Raw genomic sequence first — 17221 nt, 5'->3', positions numbered from 1 at the left:
TCGGCGTTGCTATGATCCCCCTTGCGGCAGTCGTTCAGGCGATCGCTGGCAGAGGGGCGTGAGCCCGCTGCTGGAGGAAAGTCCGAACTCCGCAGGGCAGTGCGCCGGGTAACGCCCGGGCGGGGCGACCCGACGGAAAGTGGCACAGAAAACACACAGCTGACGTGAGCTTCGGCTCGCAAGCAAGGGTGAAAAGGTGCGGTAAGAGCGCACCGCGCGGCCGGCAACGGACGTGGCAGGCAAAACCCCGCACGGAGCAAGACCAAATAGGGAGGCGTTCGAGGACGGCCCGTCCGAAGCCTCCGGGTAGGTTGCTCGAGGCCGTCAGTGATGCCGGTCCCAGAGGAATGATCGCCCGCTCGTGCGTCCGCGAGGACGCGCGGGCCGACAGAATTCGGCTTATCGGACGACTGCCGCACTGCCGATACATCGAGAACACACGATCCGGCGCTGGTGCGCCGCGGAGGCGAGCAGCGGGATGGCGTTCTATCTGGTCACGGGCGGGGCGGGGTTCATCGGGTCGCACATGGTGGAAGCGCTGCGCCGCCGCGGCGATCGCGTACGCGTGGCAGACAGCCTCATCACGGGCAAGCGCGCCAACCTCGCGCACATCGACGATGTGGAGTTGCTCGAAGGCGATCTGGCCGATCCCGCGTTCGCGGCAGAGGCCGTGCGGGGCGTCGACTTCGTGCTGCACCAGGCCGCCCTTCCATCGGTGCCGCGCTCGGTGGAAGACCCGCTGACATCCAACCGCGCCAACATCGACGCGACGCTGAGCCTGCTCGTGGCCGCGCGCGACGCCGGCGTGAAGCGTGTGGTGTACGCGGGCAGTTCGTCGGCCTATGGCAACGCCGCCCCGCTGCCCAAGCAGGAAGACATGCCCACGGCGCCGCTGTCGCCGTACGCGCTGCAGAAGCTCGTCGGCGAGCAGTACATGCAGATGTTCACGCAGTTGTACGGGCTGTCCACGGTGACGATCCGCTACTTCAACGTGTTCGGCCCGCGGCAGGACCCCTCGTCGGCGTATTCGGGCGTCATCTCGCTGTTCATCAGGTATCTCGTCGAGGGGCGCAGTCCCACGATTCACGGCGACGGCGAACAGACGCGCGACTTCACATTCGTGACCAACGTGGTCGACGGCGCGTTGCGTGCCTCGCAGGCCGACAGCGCGGTGAGCGGCGCTGTCATCAACGTGGCCACCAATACACGCATTTCGCTCAACGATCTGTTCCACACACTCAAGCGCATCACCGGCGCGACCGCCGATCCCGTGTACGGCCCGTCGCGCGCCGGCGACGTCCGCGACTCCCTCGCCGACATCACCCGCGCCCGCGATCTGCTCGGTTACACCCCGCTCGTCGGCCTCGAGGAAGGCCTGAGGCAGACGGTGGAGTGGTACCGCGCGACGCAGACGGGCACGTGAGGGGCCACCGGCCCGCCTGCGCGCCAGCGCGACGGCGCGGCAAGCCACCGGGCACCGCATCGGATGGAGCGAACGGGCTTCACGACGCGCGTCGATTCCGATGGGGCAGTGGCTGACCTGCCGGGTGGTCCCGTCGTCGTTCAGCCTGACTGGACGGCGTCGGTGCCATCGATGCCGAGTTCGGCGACCGGCCGGCGGAATCCTCGCGTCAAGCCGAGCAGGATCACGATGCCGATCGCCGACCAGAGCGTGCCGGCGACCATGGCGTCGATGCTGAGGTGCACCCAGAGCAGGCCCGTGCCGATCGCACCAAGCACCGGCAGCACGATGAAACGGACGATGTCGGTGACGGTGCGTCGCTGGCCCTGCCTGATCGCGTAGTGCGCGATGACCGAGATGTTGACGAAGGTGAAGGCGATGAGGGCGCCGAAGTTGATCGTCGACGAGATGAGATCGAGCGTCGGCGCGATGGCCAGGAGCACCACCAGTCCCGCGATGACCGTCGAGAACACCGGGGTGCGCAAGCGCGGATGCACACTGCCGAAGAACCGCTTCGGAGTCAGCACGCCATTCCGGCCCATGACGTAGAGCAGCCGGGAGACGCTGGCGTGCGACGAGAGGCCGGAGGCCACCGCCGCGGCGAACGCGACGGCGACGAAGATCACCTGGAACACCGGACCGCCGACGAGCAATCCGAGTTCGGGCAGCGTGTCGTCGGTGAACGCGAACGCGTCGAGCGTCGGGAAAGCGGCCTGTGCGAACCAGGCGCCGAGCAGAAAGACGATGCCGCCGAACAGTACGGTCAGGACGATGGCGCGCGGCACGGTCCGCTCGTCCTTCGCCTCCTCGGTGTACATCGTCACCGCGTCGAAGCCGATGAACGAGAAAGCGACGATCGTGGTCCCCGCAAGCACCGCCGGGAACTGGACCCCATCGTGCCAGAGCGGCCACAGCGTGAAGATCGTTCCGGTGCCGAGGCCCCGGGATATCTGGATCCCCGCGAGCGCGACGAAGGCGACGATCCCTGCGAGCGCGGCGATCAGCAGCACGCCGTTGACACGAGACGTGGTCCTCACACTGACGACGTTGAGCCCGACCAGCACGGTGGCTACACCAATCACCCAGATGGCACCGGGCACATCGGGGAAGAGTTGCTCCATGTACAGGCGAACGATCACGGCGTTGACGACGGGCAGGAGCAGATAGTCGAGAAGAGAGGCCCAGCCGACGAGGAAGCCCAGGCCTGGATGGATCGCTTCCCGCGTGTAGGTGTACGCCGACCCGGCTGTCGGAAACGCGCGTACCATCTGGCCGTAGCTCAGTGCAGTGAACAAGAGCACCACCAGACCGACCAGATAGGCAGTGGGCACGACGCCATTGGTCGCCTTCGAGACGATGCCGAAGGTGTCGAACACGGTGACCGGAGCCATGTAGCCGAGACCGAGGCCGACGATGGCCCACATCCCGAGCGAACGTTTCAGTGTCGGTACGGCCACGTCACACACACCCGGGCCACGTCACTCGACGTAGCTGCGCACGGCGCATGGGACCTGTGCGGTGAAGCAGATCGTGATCGCCGCCCACCGCGTGGCCGACGAGCCGACGGGCAGCGGAGGATCGGCGTCTGAGTCTTCCAAGCAGGTGAGGGCTCGCAGCACGTGGGACCGGTCGGACGGTGCGACGCCATATCGGCGCACGAAACGCTGGAGTGCGTCGTCCAGACTCAACGCGCCGCTCGCGACATGGTGCGCTGCGGGAACGAGCATCGGTAGAGGCGACGGTCCAGTGTAACGCCGTTGACTCGTGAACCGGCCGGCGAACGCGATCACCCATCACGCCATTCGTCGTGCAGTGGAGCGCGTCGGCCTGATGCTCGGCATGCCGTGCCGCCCCCCTTGCCGCCGCGCGGGGAGGGCCGTCGTCCGGGACCGGCAACTGGCCGTGCCGGACGGCACTGTGACGGGCACGAATCGGTCCCCTGCGCGACGATGCCGTCAAACGCCGCGTGCACGGCGGCCGTCACGCACGCGAACCCGACAGGCGTCGCGGTCGCGGCATCGCTGGTCCAGCGAATCCGTACCAGGTCCTCCCGCTCACCGACACCGGGCACCGGCGGCGCCGAGCACCAGGTCGAGTGCGGACAAGACCGCGCGGCATACGGCATGCCGGTGCCGAGCGACAACGCCAGTTGCGCATGTCTTCTGGCGTTACCGCTTCGCGCACGCGTCGTGCGTGGCGCGGGCCCGCGCCGGTCCGTCATCGCGACACGCCATCTTATTCGTAGACAACAGGTTACGTGAACGGACCGCCAGCGGTACCGAGACTGGCGCGCGCCTTGCTATTCCTGACGTCGTGCGCGGCCCGGCGTGTGACTGTTCGTCACGTGAGCGGAACAACCTCCCGGCTGATGTCGGCGCCGCGCATCTCGGCTCGCGGCCATTCCCGGCTGCGCGCGTCACGTCCGCGATCGCGCGGGCGGAGGAGGAGTGTCATGACCCGTTCGTTGATCGCCCTGATCCTGGCGCTGACGCTGCCGCTGGCAGTGCCCGTGTCGTCGCACGCCGCAACGCAGGAGTCGCGCGCCGCCGCGCCGACGCAGACCGTCAACATCAACACCGCCACCGCGGTCCAACTGGAAGCCCTGCCCGGCATCGGCCCCAGCATGGCCCGGCGCATCGTCTCGCACCGCGAGAAGAACGGCCCGTTCAAGAAGCTCGAGGACCTGATGGTCATCCAGGGCATCGGCGAGAAGTCGTTCCTGAAGCTGCGGCAGTACCTGACTATCGGTGCGCAGGCCGATGCCAAACCCACGGCGAAGTGAGTCGCCGGGAGCGAGGTGCCCGCGTCGCGGGGCCTCGCTCATCGAGGTCCTGATCGTGCTCGCGATCGTCGGCCTCGTCGCGGCAGGGAGCTGGCAGACGCTCGCCGATCTGGGCGACGCGCGCGCGAGTCGTGAAGCCGCGCGCGGCGTGGCGGCCGACCTGCGGCGCCTGGCGCAGGACGCCCGCCGGCAGCGGCGCAGCCTCGCGCTCGAGTTCGATCTGTCAGAGCCCGAGCGGTGGCGCGTGATCGCCGACGGCAACGGCAACGGCATCACGTCGGCCGACGTGGCGAGCGGCGCCGATGGGCCGGTCACGCCGTGGACGCGAGTGTTCCGGGAAGGGCGTGCACGTCTGGCTATCGAACGGAGCATCCCCAACGCCGATGGCACGGGCACGATCGCGGCGGGGAGCGCGCCGGTGCAACTCGGTGCGATGACGCGCCTCGTCGTCACGCCGCGCGGAACGGCGACGGCCGCGTCGATCTACGTCGCGGGCACGGGCGATCGCGTGTACGCGATCAGGGTGCTTGGCAGTACGCAGCGGATCAGACTGTTGTGTCTGAGCGTGTCGATGGACTGGGAGGCGTGCTGATGGCCGACTTCATCCTCAACGAACGCCGGCGCGAAGCGCGCGTGCACGGCTCGCACGTCGTATCCGCGGAGCCACCGCAGGTGCCGGGTGCGCGCGTGCTCGAAGTCATCGATGTGTCCGCGCACGGGTTGCGCTGCCGGCTCACGGCGCCCGTCCGGCCCGGCCGGCTCATGACGCTGCGGCTCGCGACAGGGCAGTACGGCAGTTCGACGTCGACCGCGCACGTGGTGCGGTGTGAGGTGTGCCGGCTCACGCGGCAGGGGCCGCAATACGAGGCGGCGTGGGCGCTGGAGCGTGCGTGGCGACATGTGTAGCAACTTCCCATCCGCGCCGGGTGCCTTCGCCTCGCGTGAAGCGGTCGAGACGGATCGCGTGTCCGAAGACCATGAAGGTTTCGGCATCCGCTGGCCGTCGGCTTGAATCAGCGGAGTGTCAGCACGTCCGTGTCGAGGCGCTGTCGCGTCACCAGGAGTGGCCATGTCCGAGCGAACCATCCAGCCGGCCCAGACAGGAGGCCGACTTGCACCCGACGCCTTCCTGCGTGAGGCCGTTCTGGTTCTCCGCGGGGAGGCAGCCCCGAGGGAAGCGCTGGAGCGCCTGCTGGCGAGGGCGTGCGGGCTCGTGGCTCCGGCCATTCACCTGGCGGACGAACCGCTCGCGCTCACCGCGACCCGCGCGCTGGTGCCGGGCGGCAGCGACGATCTGCGTGTCACGGCGGTGGGTTCGGTGGAGATGATGAGCCCGGCCGTGTCTGTGGTGTCGCTGCTGGGCTCGCTCGAGCCCTTGCTGCGCGACGTCGAGCGTAAGGTCGACGTGGACTGCATCGTTCAGGCGCTCAGCGCCGAGCAGGGCGATCTGCTCGGCGCCTCGCTCGTCATGCGGACGCTGCACGAGCGCATCGTCAGGGCGGCCAGCAAGAACTTCATCGTGCTGATCGAAGGTGAAAGCGGGGTTGGCAAGGAACTGGTCGCCAGGCGTGTACACGCGATGAGCGATCGGCGCGGCGGACCGTTCGTGACGCTCAACTGCGCGGCGATCGTCGAGACGCTGCTCGAAGCGGAGCTGTTCGGGATCGAGGAGCGGACGGCAACGGGCGTGCGTGGCCGTCGCGGCAAGTTCGAGCTCGCTGATCGCGGCACGCTGTTCCTGGACGAGGTGTCGGATCTGTCGCCGTCGGCGCAGGCCAAGCTGTTGCGCGTGATCCAGGATCCGACGGTCGAACGCGTCGGCGGACATGGCAGCCGGCGCGTGGACGTCCGCATCGTCGTGGCCACCAACAGACCGCTCGAAGCGCTCTGCCGGAGCGGGGACTTCCGCTGGGACCTGTTCTATCGCCTCAATGCAATCGAGATTGCCGTCCCACCCCTGCGCGCACGCAAGGACGATGTGCCGTTCCTGGCCGACATGATGCTGCGCCGGTGTGCGGGGGAACAGCCGTATCGTCTGTCCGTCGAGGCGATGGAAGCGCTCGTCGTGTACGACTGGCCGGGCAACGTGCGCGAACTCGAACGCGTGATCGAGCGCGCGGTGACGCTGTCGGCGTCGCACGTCATCCGCCTCGACGACCTGCCCGGTGCCGTCACGGGGCGATACAGGGATACGTTTCTGCCTCCCGATCCGGGCGACGAGACGATGCGCGGGTGGGCGAGCCGGTACGCGCGCTACGTGCTGTCGCGCACCAGTGGCAACAAGCGTGAAGCGTGCCGCGTGCTCGACATCAGCTACCACACGCTATGTGCCTACCTCGCGTACAAGACGCCGCATGCGCGCACCAACGATGCCGTGCTCACGGGTACGGCGATCCCGGAGGAGCCCGACGCGGTCCGGCCACCTGTCCGCCGCGCCCGAGACACGTACACGAACGTCACAGCCACGCTTCATCCAAGCCTTGTCCACGACGGCCCACCGCCGAAGCTGAAACCATGATCCCGGCTCGCCTTCGCGCCTGCGGCGTCATGGCGCGCGGGACAATCGGCCATCGGTAGCGGGCAACCGTGTTGAGGGACGGCCGAAGGCAGGGACCTTCGGCAGATGGAGGCCAGGGGGCCACCCCTGGCGGATCCAGATGCTAGCTCCAGAACTCCACGAAGTCGCTCAGCGCATGCTCCGGCGCCGGACGATCGGGGACGACGGGCGTGCCGACGTAGAGGTAGCTCACGATCTCGTCGTGCGCGTCGAGCCCAAGTGCGGCCTTGACGCGCGGATCGGAGGCTGTCGGGCCCGTACGCCAGACCGACGCGTAGCCGAGCGCATGCAGCGCAACGGCCATGTTCTGCACGGCCGCCGCCGTCGACGCCACCTGTTCGAGCCGCGGGACGTTCGGATGTTCCTTCATCTTCGCGATTGCGACGATGATCAGCGGTGCCCGCAGCATCGTGGCACGAAGCGAGTCGCGCTCGGCGTCGGTCTCCGGCGCGCGGGCGTCGACCAGCAACTGGCCGAGGCGCTCGCGCCCCTCGCCGGAGACGACGAGGAACCGCCAGGGACGCAGCTTGGCGTGATCGGGCGCGCGCAGGCCCGCCTTGAGCACCTGTTCGAGTTCGGCGGCCGTCGGCGCCGGGTCGGTCAACTTCGGACTGGCCGTGCGGGTCTGAAGGGCAGTCAGGGCATCCATGGATGGAGTCATTGCGCCCATTCTCGCCCATGTGGGAAGCCTTGGCAGGGGTTGTCACCGGAACGCCATGCCAGACGCCGACGCCATACCCCTCAATCCATGATGGGAACTGACAGCCTCGGTGCCCTCTCGGCGATCACGGCGGCTCCCGTAGGAGTTTCTCCACGAATCCGGCCAGCCGATGCCAGCGCTGCGTTTCGTGGTCGAGGGCCTTCCGGCCCGCGCGCGTGATGCTGTAGAACTTCGCCTCGCGACTGGACTCGGTGCGCTGCCAGGTGCCCGTGATCCAGCCCCGCTGGTCGAGTCGCGTCAGGGCCACGTACAGCGTGCCCTGGTTCAGCGGGAACGGATCGTCTGCCACCTGCGCGAGCCTGGCGGCGAGACCGTACGCGTGCTGTGGACCCATGGTGGCCAATGCCCGCAGCACGATGAGATCGAGCGTGCCCTGCAGCACTTCGACGCGTTCGCCCTTGTCACTGGTCATTGCAGTGGTCTCCTGTCGCGGAGTGTGGATCCCGCCTCCTGCAGGGTCAAGTGACGCCAGCCGGGTCAGGCGTTGCCCGCACCGGGATGAAACCCATGGAGACGTACGCCGCCCGGCGTGTGGCAATCGTCGGCTCGTCGGCGTCCACGCCGGCCATCGCGTCGATGACGATGTGCGTCGACCGATTCCGGGAAGACCCGCGTCTGCGGTCCGCGACGCGCCACGGGGCCGACTCGACACGCGGCGGCGAGTGCACTACAGTGCGGCGATACACCTATTTGCAGGGCCCGCGTGTTCGCGGCCGAGGAGCGTCATCATGTCGTCATCACCGAACCCGTACCGCCTCATGGCTCCCGTCGTGGGGGTGGCCTCGTTCGCGTTGGGCGCGTCCCTGCTGGCGGCCTCTGCCGCACCGTCCGTCATGGGAGTGGTCGTGCACGCCGACAACACCCTGACGGCGCAGGAACAGAGCGACGGCTGGCGCCTGCTGTTCGATGGCAAGACGACGGCGGGCTGGCGCAACGCGCATGCCGACACGTTCCCGGCCAGGGGCTGGGAGATCAAGGACGGCATCCTCTCCGTCATCGAGTCTGGCGGTGGGGAAGCGGCGCATGGCGGCGACATCGTGACGCTCGACGAGTACGGGGACTTCGAACTGAAGGTCGACGTTCGCCTCACGAAGGGCGCCAACAGCGGCATCAAGTACTTCGTCACCGAGAAGCTCGGCACGCCGGGGCGCGGGTCTGCGATCGGCCTCGAGTACCAGCTCCTGGACGATGCCGTCCATCCGGATGCCAAGGAAGGGCGCGGCGGCAACCGCACGTTCGGGTCGCTTTACGATCTCATCACCGCATCGGCCAGCAAGCCCGTGAAGCCCGTCGGCGAGTGGAACACGGCCCGCATCCTGTCCAAGGGCACGAAGGTCGAGCACTGGCTGAACGGCACGAAGATCGTGGAGTTCGACAGGGCCAGCGCCGAGTTCGACACGCTGGTGGCGATCAGCAAGTACAAGGATTTCACCGGGTTCGGCAAGGCCAAGAGCGGCCACATCCTCCTGCAGGATCACGGCAACCGCGTGTCGTTCCGGAACATCAAGGTGAAGGGCGCCGCGATCCCGAACAGCTGACGGGCCGCCTGCCTTGAGCCTCACGCCCCTGAGCCTGTATTGTTGAACGGCCGCGCCCCATCCGGGGCGCGCCTTCCGTGCATGTCAGACACTCCTGCCACCAGTCTCAAACAGACACCGCTCCACGCGACACACCTCTCGCACAAGGCCCGGATGGTGCCCTTCGGCGGATGGGACATGCCCGTCGAGTACTCGGGAATCACCGACGAACACATGGCCGTGCGCACGCGTGCGGGCCTGTTCGACGTGAGTCACATGGGCGAAATCGAGATCGCCGGCGCCGACGCGCTCGCCGCCGTGCAGAAGATTTCGTCCAACGACGCGTCGAGGCTCGCCGTTGGCCAGATCCAGTACTCCGCGCTCACGACGCCCCAGGGCACGTTCGTGGACGACCTGCTCGTGTACCGGATGGCCGAGGACCACTACCTGCTCGTGGTCAACGCCTCGAACATCGAGAAGGACTTCGCCTGGATCCAGAGTCAGGTGCGCGAGTTCACAGATGCGCCCGCCGTGAACACGAGCAGCCGCTACGCGCTGCTGGCGTTGCAGGGACCGCTGGCCACCGAGGTCCTGCAGTCGCTCACCGCCGTGCCGCTCGCCGACATGAAGTACTACTGGTTCGAACCCGGTGAAGTGGCCGGCGTGCGGAGCACGATCTCCCGCACGGGCTACACCGGCGAGGACGGCTTCGAAGTATTCGTGCCGCCGGCGCAGGCCGCGCACGTGTGGACGAGCATCCTGCGCGCCGGTGCCGATGCGGGTGTCATCCCCGCGGGCCTTGGCGCACGAGACACGCTGCGTCTCGAAGCGTCGATGCGCCTGTTCGGCAACGACATGGACGACACCACCACGGTGCTCGAAGCCGGACTCGGTTGGGTAGTCGGGTGGAAGAAGGAGTCGTTCAACGGGTCCGACGTACTCAAGGCGCAGAAGACGAATGGTATCGAACGCACGCTCGTCGGGTTCGAGATGGTGGACCGCGCCATCGCACGCCATGGCTACCCGGTGATCGTGGACGACGTGGCGGTGGGCACGGTGACGAGCGGCACGCAGACGCCGTTCCTGAAAAAGGCCATCGGCATGGCGTACGTGCCTGCACCGCTGGCCGAGCCCGATCGCCCGATTCACGTCGAGGTTCGCGGACGGCGCGCCGCCGCCCGCATCGTCCCCATGCCGTTCTACAAGCGGCCGAGGAGCTGACACGCGATGTACCCAGCCGACCTGAAGTACACCAGGGACCACGAATGGATTCGCAGCAGCGGTGAGACGGCCGACATCGGCATCACCGACTACGCGCAGCAGCAACTCGGCGACGTGGTGTTCGTCGAGTTGCCACAGGCGGGCCGCGTGCTCACGCAGGGCGAGGTGTTCGGCACGATCGAATCGGTGAAGGCGGTTTCCGAGCTGTTCTCGCCTGTAGCCGGAGAGATCGTCGAGGTGAACGAGGCCCTCACGAGCGCGCCCGAACAGGTCAACAGCGACCCGCACGCCGCGTGGATCATCCGCGTACGCCCCTCATCGGCCGCTGATGTCGACGCGCTTCTCGACGCCGCCGCCTACCAACAGCACATCGGGTGACAGAGCAGTACATGACCGACGCGCAAGCCGCTCCTGACGCATTCACGCTCCGACATGTAGGCCCGGGTCCCGCCGATCGCGACGCGATGCTGCGCGCGCTCGGCGTGCCGACGCTCGACGCGCTCGTCGACCAGGTGGTGCCGCCGCACATTCGTCGCGCCGACCCGCTCGTGCAGCCACGCGCGGAGACGGAAGCGGAGTTCCTCGCGCGGCTGCGCACGCTGGAATCCATGAACGCGCCCTTCCGCTCGTTCATCGGGACGGGTTACTACGGCACGCACACGCCGGCGGTGATTCAGCGGATGGTGCTGGAGAACCCGGGCTGGTACACGCCCTACACGCCGTACCAGGCCGAGATCGCGCAGGGCCGTCTCGAGGCGCTCCTCACGTTCCAGACCGCCGTCAGCGACCTCACCGGCATGGACGTGGCCAACGCGTCGCTGCTCGACGAGGCGACCGCCGCCGCCGAAGCCATGACGCTGCTGCGCCGCGTCAGCAAGAAGCCGGCGTCTGCGCTGCGCTTCCTCGTGGTTGGCGAGGTGTTCCCGCAGACGCGTGAACTGCTCGTCTCTCGCGCGGAGCCGCTCGGCCTCACCGTCGAGTTCGCCGCCGAGGCGACGACGTTGGCCGACGATGTGTACGGTGTGCTGGTGCAGTACCCGGATGGGTATGGTGCGGTGACCGACATCGCGCCGCTCATCACACGCGCGCATGATGCCGGCGCGCTCGTGGCCGTGGGCTCCGACCTGCTCGCCCTCACGCTGCTCGTGCCGCCGGGTGAGCTCGGCGCCGACGTCGTCTACGGGTCGGCGCAGCGCTTCGGGGTGCCGCTCGGCTACGGTGGCCCGCACGCGGCGTTCTTTGCCACGCGCGAGGCGTACGTGCGGCAGTCGCCGGGCCGTATCATCGGCGTGTCTGTGGATGCCCAGGGCACGCCGGCGTACCGCATGGCGCTCCAGACGCGCGAACAGCACATCCGCCGCGAGAAGGCGACGTCCAACATCTGCACGGCGCAGGCGCTGCTGGCCAACATCGCCGCGTTCTACGCGGTTCATCATGGCGCCGAGGGGTTGACGCACATCGCCAGCCGCGTGCACGGTCGTGCCGCGCGACTGGCCGGTGTGCTCACGTCGATGGGGCTCACGCAGCACAACGCCGCGTTCTTCGACACGATTCGCGTGTCCGGTGTCGACGCCGGTACCGTGCGTGCTGCCGCGGAGGCCGCGCGCATCAACCTGCGCTACCTGGCCGACGGCTCGATTGGCATCAGCCTCGACGAAACGGCCACCGACGCGGATGTGTCAGCGGTCGCGAACGTGTTCGCCTCGACGGGGTGCGCAGTTCAACTCGATGGTGCCACGGCATCGGCGATTCCGACGGGCCTGCGGCGCGCGTCGGCGTTCCTCACGCACCCGGTCTTCACCACGCACCGATCGGAACTGCAGCTCACGCGCTACATCCGTCACCTCGAGCGGAAGGACATCGGCCTCGACACGTCGATGATTCCGCTCGGGTCGTGCACGATGAAGCTGAATGCCGCCGCGGAGATGCTGCCCATCACCTGGGCGGGGTTCGCGGCCCTGCATCCGTTCGTGCCCGTCGAGCAGGCGGCCGGATATGCCGCCATCTTCGCGGACATGGAGCGCATCCTGTGCGACGTCACGGGCTTCGCGGCCGTGTCGCTGCAGCCCAACTCCGGTGCGCAGGGTGAGTTGGCCGGCCTGAATGTGATCCGCGCCTACCACCGGTCGCGCGGAGACGTGCATCGCACCGTGGCCCTCATCCCCTCGTCTGCGCACGGCACCAATCCCGCGAGTGCGGTGATGGCGGGCATGAAGGTGGTGGTCGTTGCGTGCGACGCCAACGGCAACGTGGACGTCGCGGATCTGCGCGCCAAGGCGGCGGAGCACGCCGACACGCTCGCCGCGTTGATGGTCACCTATCCCTCGACGCACGGCGTGTACGAGGACGCCATCCGCGAAATCTGCGAGATCGTGCACGCGCACGGCGGTCAGGTTTACATGGACGGCGCGAACATGAACGCGCAGGTAGGCCTCACCAGCCCGGCGCTCATCGGCGCCGACGTGTGCCACCTGAACCTCCACAAGACGTTCGCGATCCCGCATGGCGGCGGCGGTCCCGGCATGGGCCCCATCGGTGTGGCCAGCCACCTCGCACCGTACCTGCCGTCGCATCCCGTCGTGGCGACGGGCGGTGGTGCAACGGGCATCCACGCGGTGGCGGCGGCGCCGTGGGGCAGCGCGCTCATCCTGCTGATCTCGTACGCCTACATGTCGATGCTCGGCGGCGACGGGATGACCGAGGCCACGCGTCACGCGATCCTCAACGCCAACTACATCAAGGCGCGGCTGGAAGGCCCGTACGCGGTGCTCTACACCGGGCGCCACGGGCGCGTGGCGCACGAGTTGATCCTCGATCTGCGTCCGTTGAAGCAGGCCTCTGGCATCGACGAGATGGACGTGGCCAAGCGCCTCATGGACTTCGGCTTCCACGCGCCGACGGTGTCGTTCCCGGTACCGGGGACGCTCATGAGCGAGCCGACCGAGAGCGAGGACCGCGCGGAGCTCGATCGCTTCTGCGACGCCATGCTCGCGATCAGGGCCGAAATCCAGTCCGTGGTCGACGGGACCGTCGACGCGAAGGACAACGCGCTGAAGCACGCGCCGCACACGGCGGCCGTGGTGATGGCCGACGAGTGGACGCGGCCGTACTCGCGCAGTCACGCTGCGTTCCCCCTGCCGTACCTGCGCACCCACAAGGTGTGGCCCGCCGTCGGACGCGTCGACAACCCGTACGGCGATCGCAACCTGGTGTGCGCGTGTCCCCCGATGGCCGAATACGCCGAGGAACCCGTCGGCGTCTGAACACGCCAAACGTGGCGCAGCCGCCGGATTCTATCCGGCGGACGGCAATCCGATTACGAGAGGTGGTTCGGGATCGCGGCCGTGAAGGCGGCGATCAGGGACTGCGTGACAGGGCCCGGGCGTCCACCGCCGATCGTGTGGGAGCCGATCGTCACGACAGGCACGATCTCGCGCGTGGTGCTGGTGATGAAGGCTTCGTCCACCGACGCGAGGTCGTCCTCGCGCAGCACGCACTCCTCGACGGGGACGCCGATCCCGGCGGCCAGATCCAGCACGAACGCACGCGTGATGCCCACCAGCAGCCCCGCCGACGCCGGTGGCGTGAGGAGCACGCCGTTGCGCACGAAGAAGATGTTCGACTGTGCGCACTCGCAGAGCTCGCCGCGGTGGTTCTTCATGAGCGCTTCGAACGCGCCCTCGCGGTAGGCCTGCTGCATCGCGAGCGCGTTGTTCAGCAGATTGTTCGACTTGATCGCGGGATCGACGCTGCCCGGGTGGTTACGGACGATGTCGGCGAGGGCGAGGCGAACACCGTCCGCGAGCGCCGAAGCCGGCGGGTCGGCGTGCGGCTTCACGATCACCACCACCGACGGCGACGGGCATGCCGAGGGGTCGTACACGATCTCTCCGACGCCGCGCGTCAGCAGGATGCGCACATAGGCATCACCATCGAGCGCCGCCGCGGCGAGGGTCTCCCGGATCCGCCCGAGCATCACCTCATCGTCGACGGGGCAGGTGAGGGCGATGCGATCGGCGGACGCGCGCAGCCGGCGCATGTGTTCCGGATAGAGGAAGATCCGCGTGCCGTAGGTCCGCACGACCTCGTAGACGCCCTCGCCGAACAGGTACCCGTGATCGAACACGGAGATGCGCGCATCTTTCGCACCGTACAACGTTCCGTCGATGTTCACCGCGACTGACACAGTCGTCGAGGGTACCATGCATCGATGCGAGTGCTGACGACGGCGCAGATGCGCGAAGCGGACCGGATCACCATCGAAGACGTGGGCATCCCGTCGCTCGTGCTGATGGAGAACGCGGGGCGGCAGGTGGCCGCCGCGATCGAAGCCCTGTTCCCGGATCTCGCCTCGTCCCGCGTGGCGATTCTCGCTGGGCGCGGCAACAACGGCGGCGACGGTTTCGTGATCGCGCGCACGCTGCTCGAACGCGTTGCCGACGTGCCCGTCTTCGTCATCGGTCCCCTCTCGGAGGTTCGCGGTGACGCCAGGCACAACCTGGAAGTTCTCGGGCACCTGGGCGTGTCCGTGGTGGAGATCGCCGACGAGCAGGCCTGGGAGTTGCACTTCTCCGAGATCCAGACCTGCGATCTCGTCGTCGACGCGATCGTCGGTACGGGACTCGGCCGTCCCCTCGACGGCATGTATCCCACCATCGTGGGAGATCTGAACGGCAGCTCGCTCCCGGTGGTGTCGGTCGACGTCCCGAGCGGGCTGCACGCCGATTCGCACGAGATCCAGGGCGACGCCGTGCTGGCTACCGCGACGGTGGCGCTGGCCGCACCGAAGATCTGTCATGTGCTGCCGCCGGCGCAGCGCATGTGCGGACAACTGGTCGTGGCCGACATCGGCATCCCGGACATGATTCTCGACCGCCTCGACGGACCACAGGTCGAGGTGATCACCGCGGGGATGGTGCGGTCGGTGATCGAGCCACGCGACGTGGATGCGCACAAGGGGCAGTTCGGTCGTGTGCTCATCGTTGCCGGTTCGATGGGGAAGACCGGGGCCGCGCACCTGGCTGCCATGGCGGCGCTGCGTTCCGGCGCAGGTCTCGTGACGGTCGCCACGCCGCGATCGGTGCAGCCGATCCTCGCCGCGATGGCGCCCGAGTACATGACGATTGGCCTGCCGGAGGACGAGGCCGGCCAGGTGACCGCCGACGCCGTGGCGCGAGTGCTGAGCCTGCAGGCTGACGTGATCGCGATGGGGCCGGGCCTCGGGAGTGGCGCCGGCGTGCGCGCGTTCGTGCACGGCGTGATCGGCGGTGCCAGGGCACCGCTCGTGCTCGACGCCGACGCGCTCAACGCCTGCGCGGGCGAGCACGTCTCGCTCCTGCGCGGCCGCGAAGGGCGCGACGTCATCGTCACGCCGCATCCCGCGGAGATGGCGCGCCTTCTGGGGAGCACGGTGGACCTGGTGCAGGGCGATCGCGTGGCGGCCGCGCGCGCGCTGGCCGAGGCACAGCAGATTCACGTCGTGCTCAAGGGCCATCGGACGATCGTCGCGGCACCGGAAGGTCGTGTCGCGATCAACATGACGGGCAATCCGGGAATGGCCACCGGTGGAACCGGCGACGTGCTCACGGGCGTCGTCGCCGCGTGGCTGGCGCAGTTGCGCGATGCCGAGGGCGCCGCGCGTCTGGGGGTGTACGTGCACGGGCAGGCCGGCGACATCGCCAGAGCCGACCTGGGCGAGACCGCGCTGGTGGCGACCGACCTGCTCGATCACCTGGGCGATGCCGTCGTGGCGCTGACGTCGGACGCAGATGATGCGGGTGACGAGGACGCATGACGACGCACGCATCGTCGTCTGAAGACGACACGCGCGCGATTGCGTGCAACCTGGCGCGTCGTCTCGTACCGGGCGCGATCGTGTTGCTGCACGGCGATCTCGGCGCCGGCAAGACGGCGTTCGTGCGCGGTCTCGCCGAGGCGCTCGGTGTGAGCGGTGAAGACGTCAGCAGTCCGACGTTCACGCTCGTACACGAGTACCGCGGCGGCCGCGTGCCGCTCTTCCACGTGGATCTCTATCGCCTGACGTCAGGAGCGTCGCTGGAGGATCTCGGCCTCGACGAGGCGGCCGAAGAAGGCATCCTGGCGATCGAGTGGCCCGAACGCCTTGCGGCTCCTCCACCTCACGTCATCAACGTCAGGATCGCGATCGATGGTGAGACGACGCGCGCGATCACGATCGCGTGACAGCCGTACGTTGCCGGTACTCGGCCCAACACGCGGCGCTGAGCACCAGGATGTTCGAGCCGATGACGGGTGGTGCCTGCGTGACGAGCCCGTACGTGAGCCAGAGCGACGCGCCGGCCATCTGCAGGCGACGGAGCCGGGCCTGGCCCGTCATCAGGTACGAGGTGGTGAAGACGGCCGTGGCCGTCCAGCCGATGGAATCCGCAAGCGTCACGCCGACTCCGCGCGCAGCAGTGCCGGTATCTCGCGCAGCGTGACCCTGTCGGTTCGTGCGCGCTCCCAATCCTGCATCGTCAGGCCGTAGCTGGCGAAGAGTTCGCGAATCCGCGTGGAGCCCCAGCCGGCCGCGTGGCCGAGGATGGGTACCATCACGCTCAGTGCGCTGTCGCTGAGAAGCGTGCGCCGCGCGATACGCGCCAGATGCCTGTTCTCCGACACAGCGATGGTGAAGCCGTCACGGTTGTTCACGTGAAGCATCACGTGTACGTCGGAACTGCCGTCGCCCACGTAGATCGTGTGGACGGGCAGGGTGCCCTCGCGTGCCTCGAGCTGTTCCAGGACGGCGACCTTGCCGTAACCGGCGGGGACGTGCTTCACGGCCTTGACCTCGCCGCTGTCCTCGTCGAACTCGAGTTCGGTGCCGCAGATGTGGTCTTCGGGGACCACGCCCTCCAGTGCCGCGCAGATGACCTCACGAGGTGCGGCGGAAATCACGTAGAAGGAGAAGCGGCAGCCCGGGACGCCCTTGCGCAGCACGTCG

18 protein-coding genes and 1 other RNA gene are annotated in these 17221 nt (G+C 68.1%); 12 read left to right on the top strand and 7 right to left on the bottom strand.

Annotated elements, in window-relative coordinates:
* Nucleotides 1–26 precede the first annotated feature (26 nt).
* Together rnpB and IT182_08905 are read left to right on the top strand one after the other, a co-directional pair.
* Nucleotides 27–418, top strand: an RNA gene (rnpB, locus tag IT182_08910) — RNase P RNA component class A.
* Nucleotides 419–478: 60 nt separating this feature from the next.
* Nucleotides 479–1423: an SDR family oxidoreductase gene (locus IT182_08905; protein MCC6163454.1), complete on the top strand. Its 945-nt coding sequence runs from the start codon at nt 479–481 to the stop codon at nt 1421–1423.
* A gap of 140 nt (nt 1424–1563) precedes the next feature.
* Here the strand turns inward: IT182_08905 and IT182_08900 are convergent, their stop codons facing one another.
* Nucleotides 1564–2886 carry an APC family permease gene (locus IT182_08900; protein ID MCC6163453.1) on the bottom strand — a complete coding sequence of 441 codons (1323 nt, stop codon included), beginning with the start codon at nt 2884–2886 and terminating at the stop codon, nt 1564–1566.
* Between the two features lie 54 nt (nt 2887–2940).
* Complete coding sequence (locus IT182_08895; protein MCC6163452.1) at nt 2941–3189, bottom strand: hypothetical protein; 249 nt, start codon at nt 3187–3189, stop codon at nt 2941–2943.
* 641 nt (nt 3190–3830) lie between these two features.
* Between IT182_08895 and IT182_08890 the strand changes: the two genes are divergently transcribed.
* From IT182_08890 to IT182_08875, 4 genes are all read left to right on the top strand, one after another.
* Complete coding sequence (locus IT182_08890; GenBank protein MCC6163451.1) at nt 3831–4244, top strand: helix-hairpin-helix domain-containing protein; 414 nt, start codon at nt 3831–3833, stop codon at nt 4242–4244.
* Nucleotides 4245–4299: 55 nt separating this feature from the next.
* Nucleotides 4300–4836 (top strand): hypothetical protein, encoded by a 537-nt coding sequence (locus tag IT182_08885; protein ID MCC6163450.1) that lies wholly within the window; start codon nt 4300–4302, stop codon nt 4834–4836.
* Complete coding sequence (locus IT182_08880) at nt 4836–5150, top strand: PilZ domain-containing protein (GenBank protein MCC6163449.1); 315 nt, start codon at nt 4836–4838, stop codon at nt 5148–5150. Before IT182_08885 ends, IT182_08880 begins: the two co-directional genes overlap by 1 nt.
* A 163-nt stretch (nt 5151–5313) precedes the next feature.
* A complete protein-coding gene (locus IT182_08875) occupies nt 5314–6762 on the top strand; it encodes a sigma-54-dependent Fis family transcriptional regulator (protein ID MCC6163448.1) in 1449 nt (482 codons plus the stop codon).
* Nucleotides 6763–6904: 142 nt separating this feature from the next.
* Here the strand turns inward: IT182_08875 and IT182_08870 are convergent, their stop codons facing one another.
* Together IT182_08870 and IT182_08865 are read right to left on the bottom strand one after the other, a co-directional pair.
* Nucleotides 6905–7450, bottom strand: coding sequence for a nitroreductase family protein (locus IT182_08870; GenBank protein ID MCC6163447.1), 546 nt, complete (start codon nt 7448–7450; stop codon nt 6905–6907).
* A 136-nt stretch (nt 7451–7586) separates the two neighbouring features.
* Complete coding sequence (locus IT182_08865) at nt 7587–7934, bottom strand: PadR family transcriptional regulator (protein ID MCC6163446.1); 348 nt, start codon at nt 7932–7934, stop codon at nt 7587–7589.
* 346 nt (nt 7935–8280) lie between these two features.
* Between IT182_08865 and IT182_08860 the strand changes: the two genes are divergently transcribed.
* The 4 genes from IT182_08860 (at nt 8281) to gcvP (ending at nt 13523) form a co-directional block, all read left to right on the top strand.
* Nucleotides 8281–9060, top strand: coding sequence for a DUF1080 domain-containing protein (locus tag IT182_08860; GenBank protein MCC6163445.1), 780 nt, complete (start codon nt 8281–8283; stop codon nt 9058–9060).
* A gap of 81 nt (nt 9061–9141) precedes the next feature.
* Nucleotides 9142–10260: a glycine cleavage system aminomethyltransferase GcvT gene (gene gcvT / locus IT182_08855; protein MCC6163444.1), complete on the top strand. Its 1119-nt coding sequence runs from the start codon at nt 9142–9144 to the stop codon at nt 10258–10260.
* A gap of 6 nt (nt 10261–10266) precedes the next feature.
* Complete coding sequence (gene gcvH / locus IT182_08850; GenBank protein ID MCC6163443.1) at nt 10267–10638, top strand: glycine cleavage system protein GcvH; 372 nt, start codon at nt 10267–10269, stop codon at nt 10636–10638.
* Between the two features lie 11 nt (nt 10639–10649).
* On the top strand, nt 10650–13523 hold the full coding sequence (gene gcvP, locus IT182_08845) for an aminomethyl-transferring glycine dehydrogenase (protein ID MCC6163442.1): 2874 nt from the start codon (nt 10650–10652) through the stop codon (nt 13521–13523).
* A 53-nt stretch (nt 13524–13576) separates the two neighbouring features.
* Here gcvP and IT182_08840 read toward each other — a convergent pair whose 3' ends face one another.
* Nucleotides 13577–14434 carry an aminotransferase class IV gene (locus IT182_08840; protein ID MCC6163441.1) on the bottom strand — a complete coding sequence of 286 codons (858 nt, stop codon included), beginning with the start codon at nt 14432–14434 and terminating at the stop codon, nt 13577–13579.
* Nucleotides 14435–14470: 36 nt separating this feature from the next.
* Here IT182_08840 and IT182_08835 point away from each other — a divergent pair, with 36 nt between their 5' ends.
* Both IT182_08835 and tsaE read left to right on the top strand, forming a co-directional pair.
* The gene (locus IT182_08835) at nt 14471–16054 is read left to right on the top strand and encodes an NAD(P)H-hydrate dehydratase (GenBank protein ID MCC6163440.1); all 1584 of its coding nucleotides are present in this window, start codon (nt 14471–14473) and stop codon (nt 16052–16054) included.
* Nucleotides 16051–16461, top strand: coding sequence for a tRNA (adenosine(37)-N6)-threonylcarbamoyltransferase complex ATPase subunit type 1 TsaE (gene tsaE / locus IT182_08830; GenBank protein ID MCC6163439.1), 411 nt, complete (start codon nt 16051–16053; stop codon nt 16459–16461). The genes IT182_08835 and tsaE overlap by 4 nt, the downstream gene beginning before the upstream one ends.
* On the opposite strand, the gene IT182_08825 is transcribed toward tsaE, so the two are convergent.
* The gene (locus tag IT182_08825) at nt 16448–16675 is read right to left on the bottom strand and encodes a YgjV family protein (protein MCC6163438.1); all 228 of its coding nucleotides are present in this window, start codon (nt 16673–16675) and stop codon (nt 16448–16450) included. The genes tsaE and IT182_08825 overlap by 14 nt on opposite strands.
* A partial coding sequence (locus IT182_08820) for a haloacid dehalogenase-like hydrolase (GenBank protein ID MCC6163437.1) occupies nt 16672–17221 on the bottom strand: 550 nt, incomplete at its 5' end. The genes IT182_08820 and IT182_08825, both read right to left, overlap by 4 nt.

This window comes from Acidobacteriota bacterium, assembly GCA_020845575.1.
In the GTDB taxonomy this organism is placed as follows: domain Bacteria; phylum Acidobacteriota; class Vicinamibacteria; order Vicinamibacterales; family Vicinamibacteraceae; genus Luteitalea.
The sequence above is the reverse complement of the archived record's forward strand: the minus strand, read 5'-3'. Positions and strand labels throughout refer to the sequence as shown.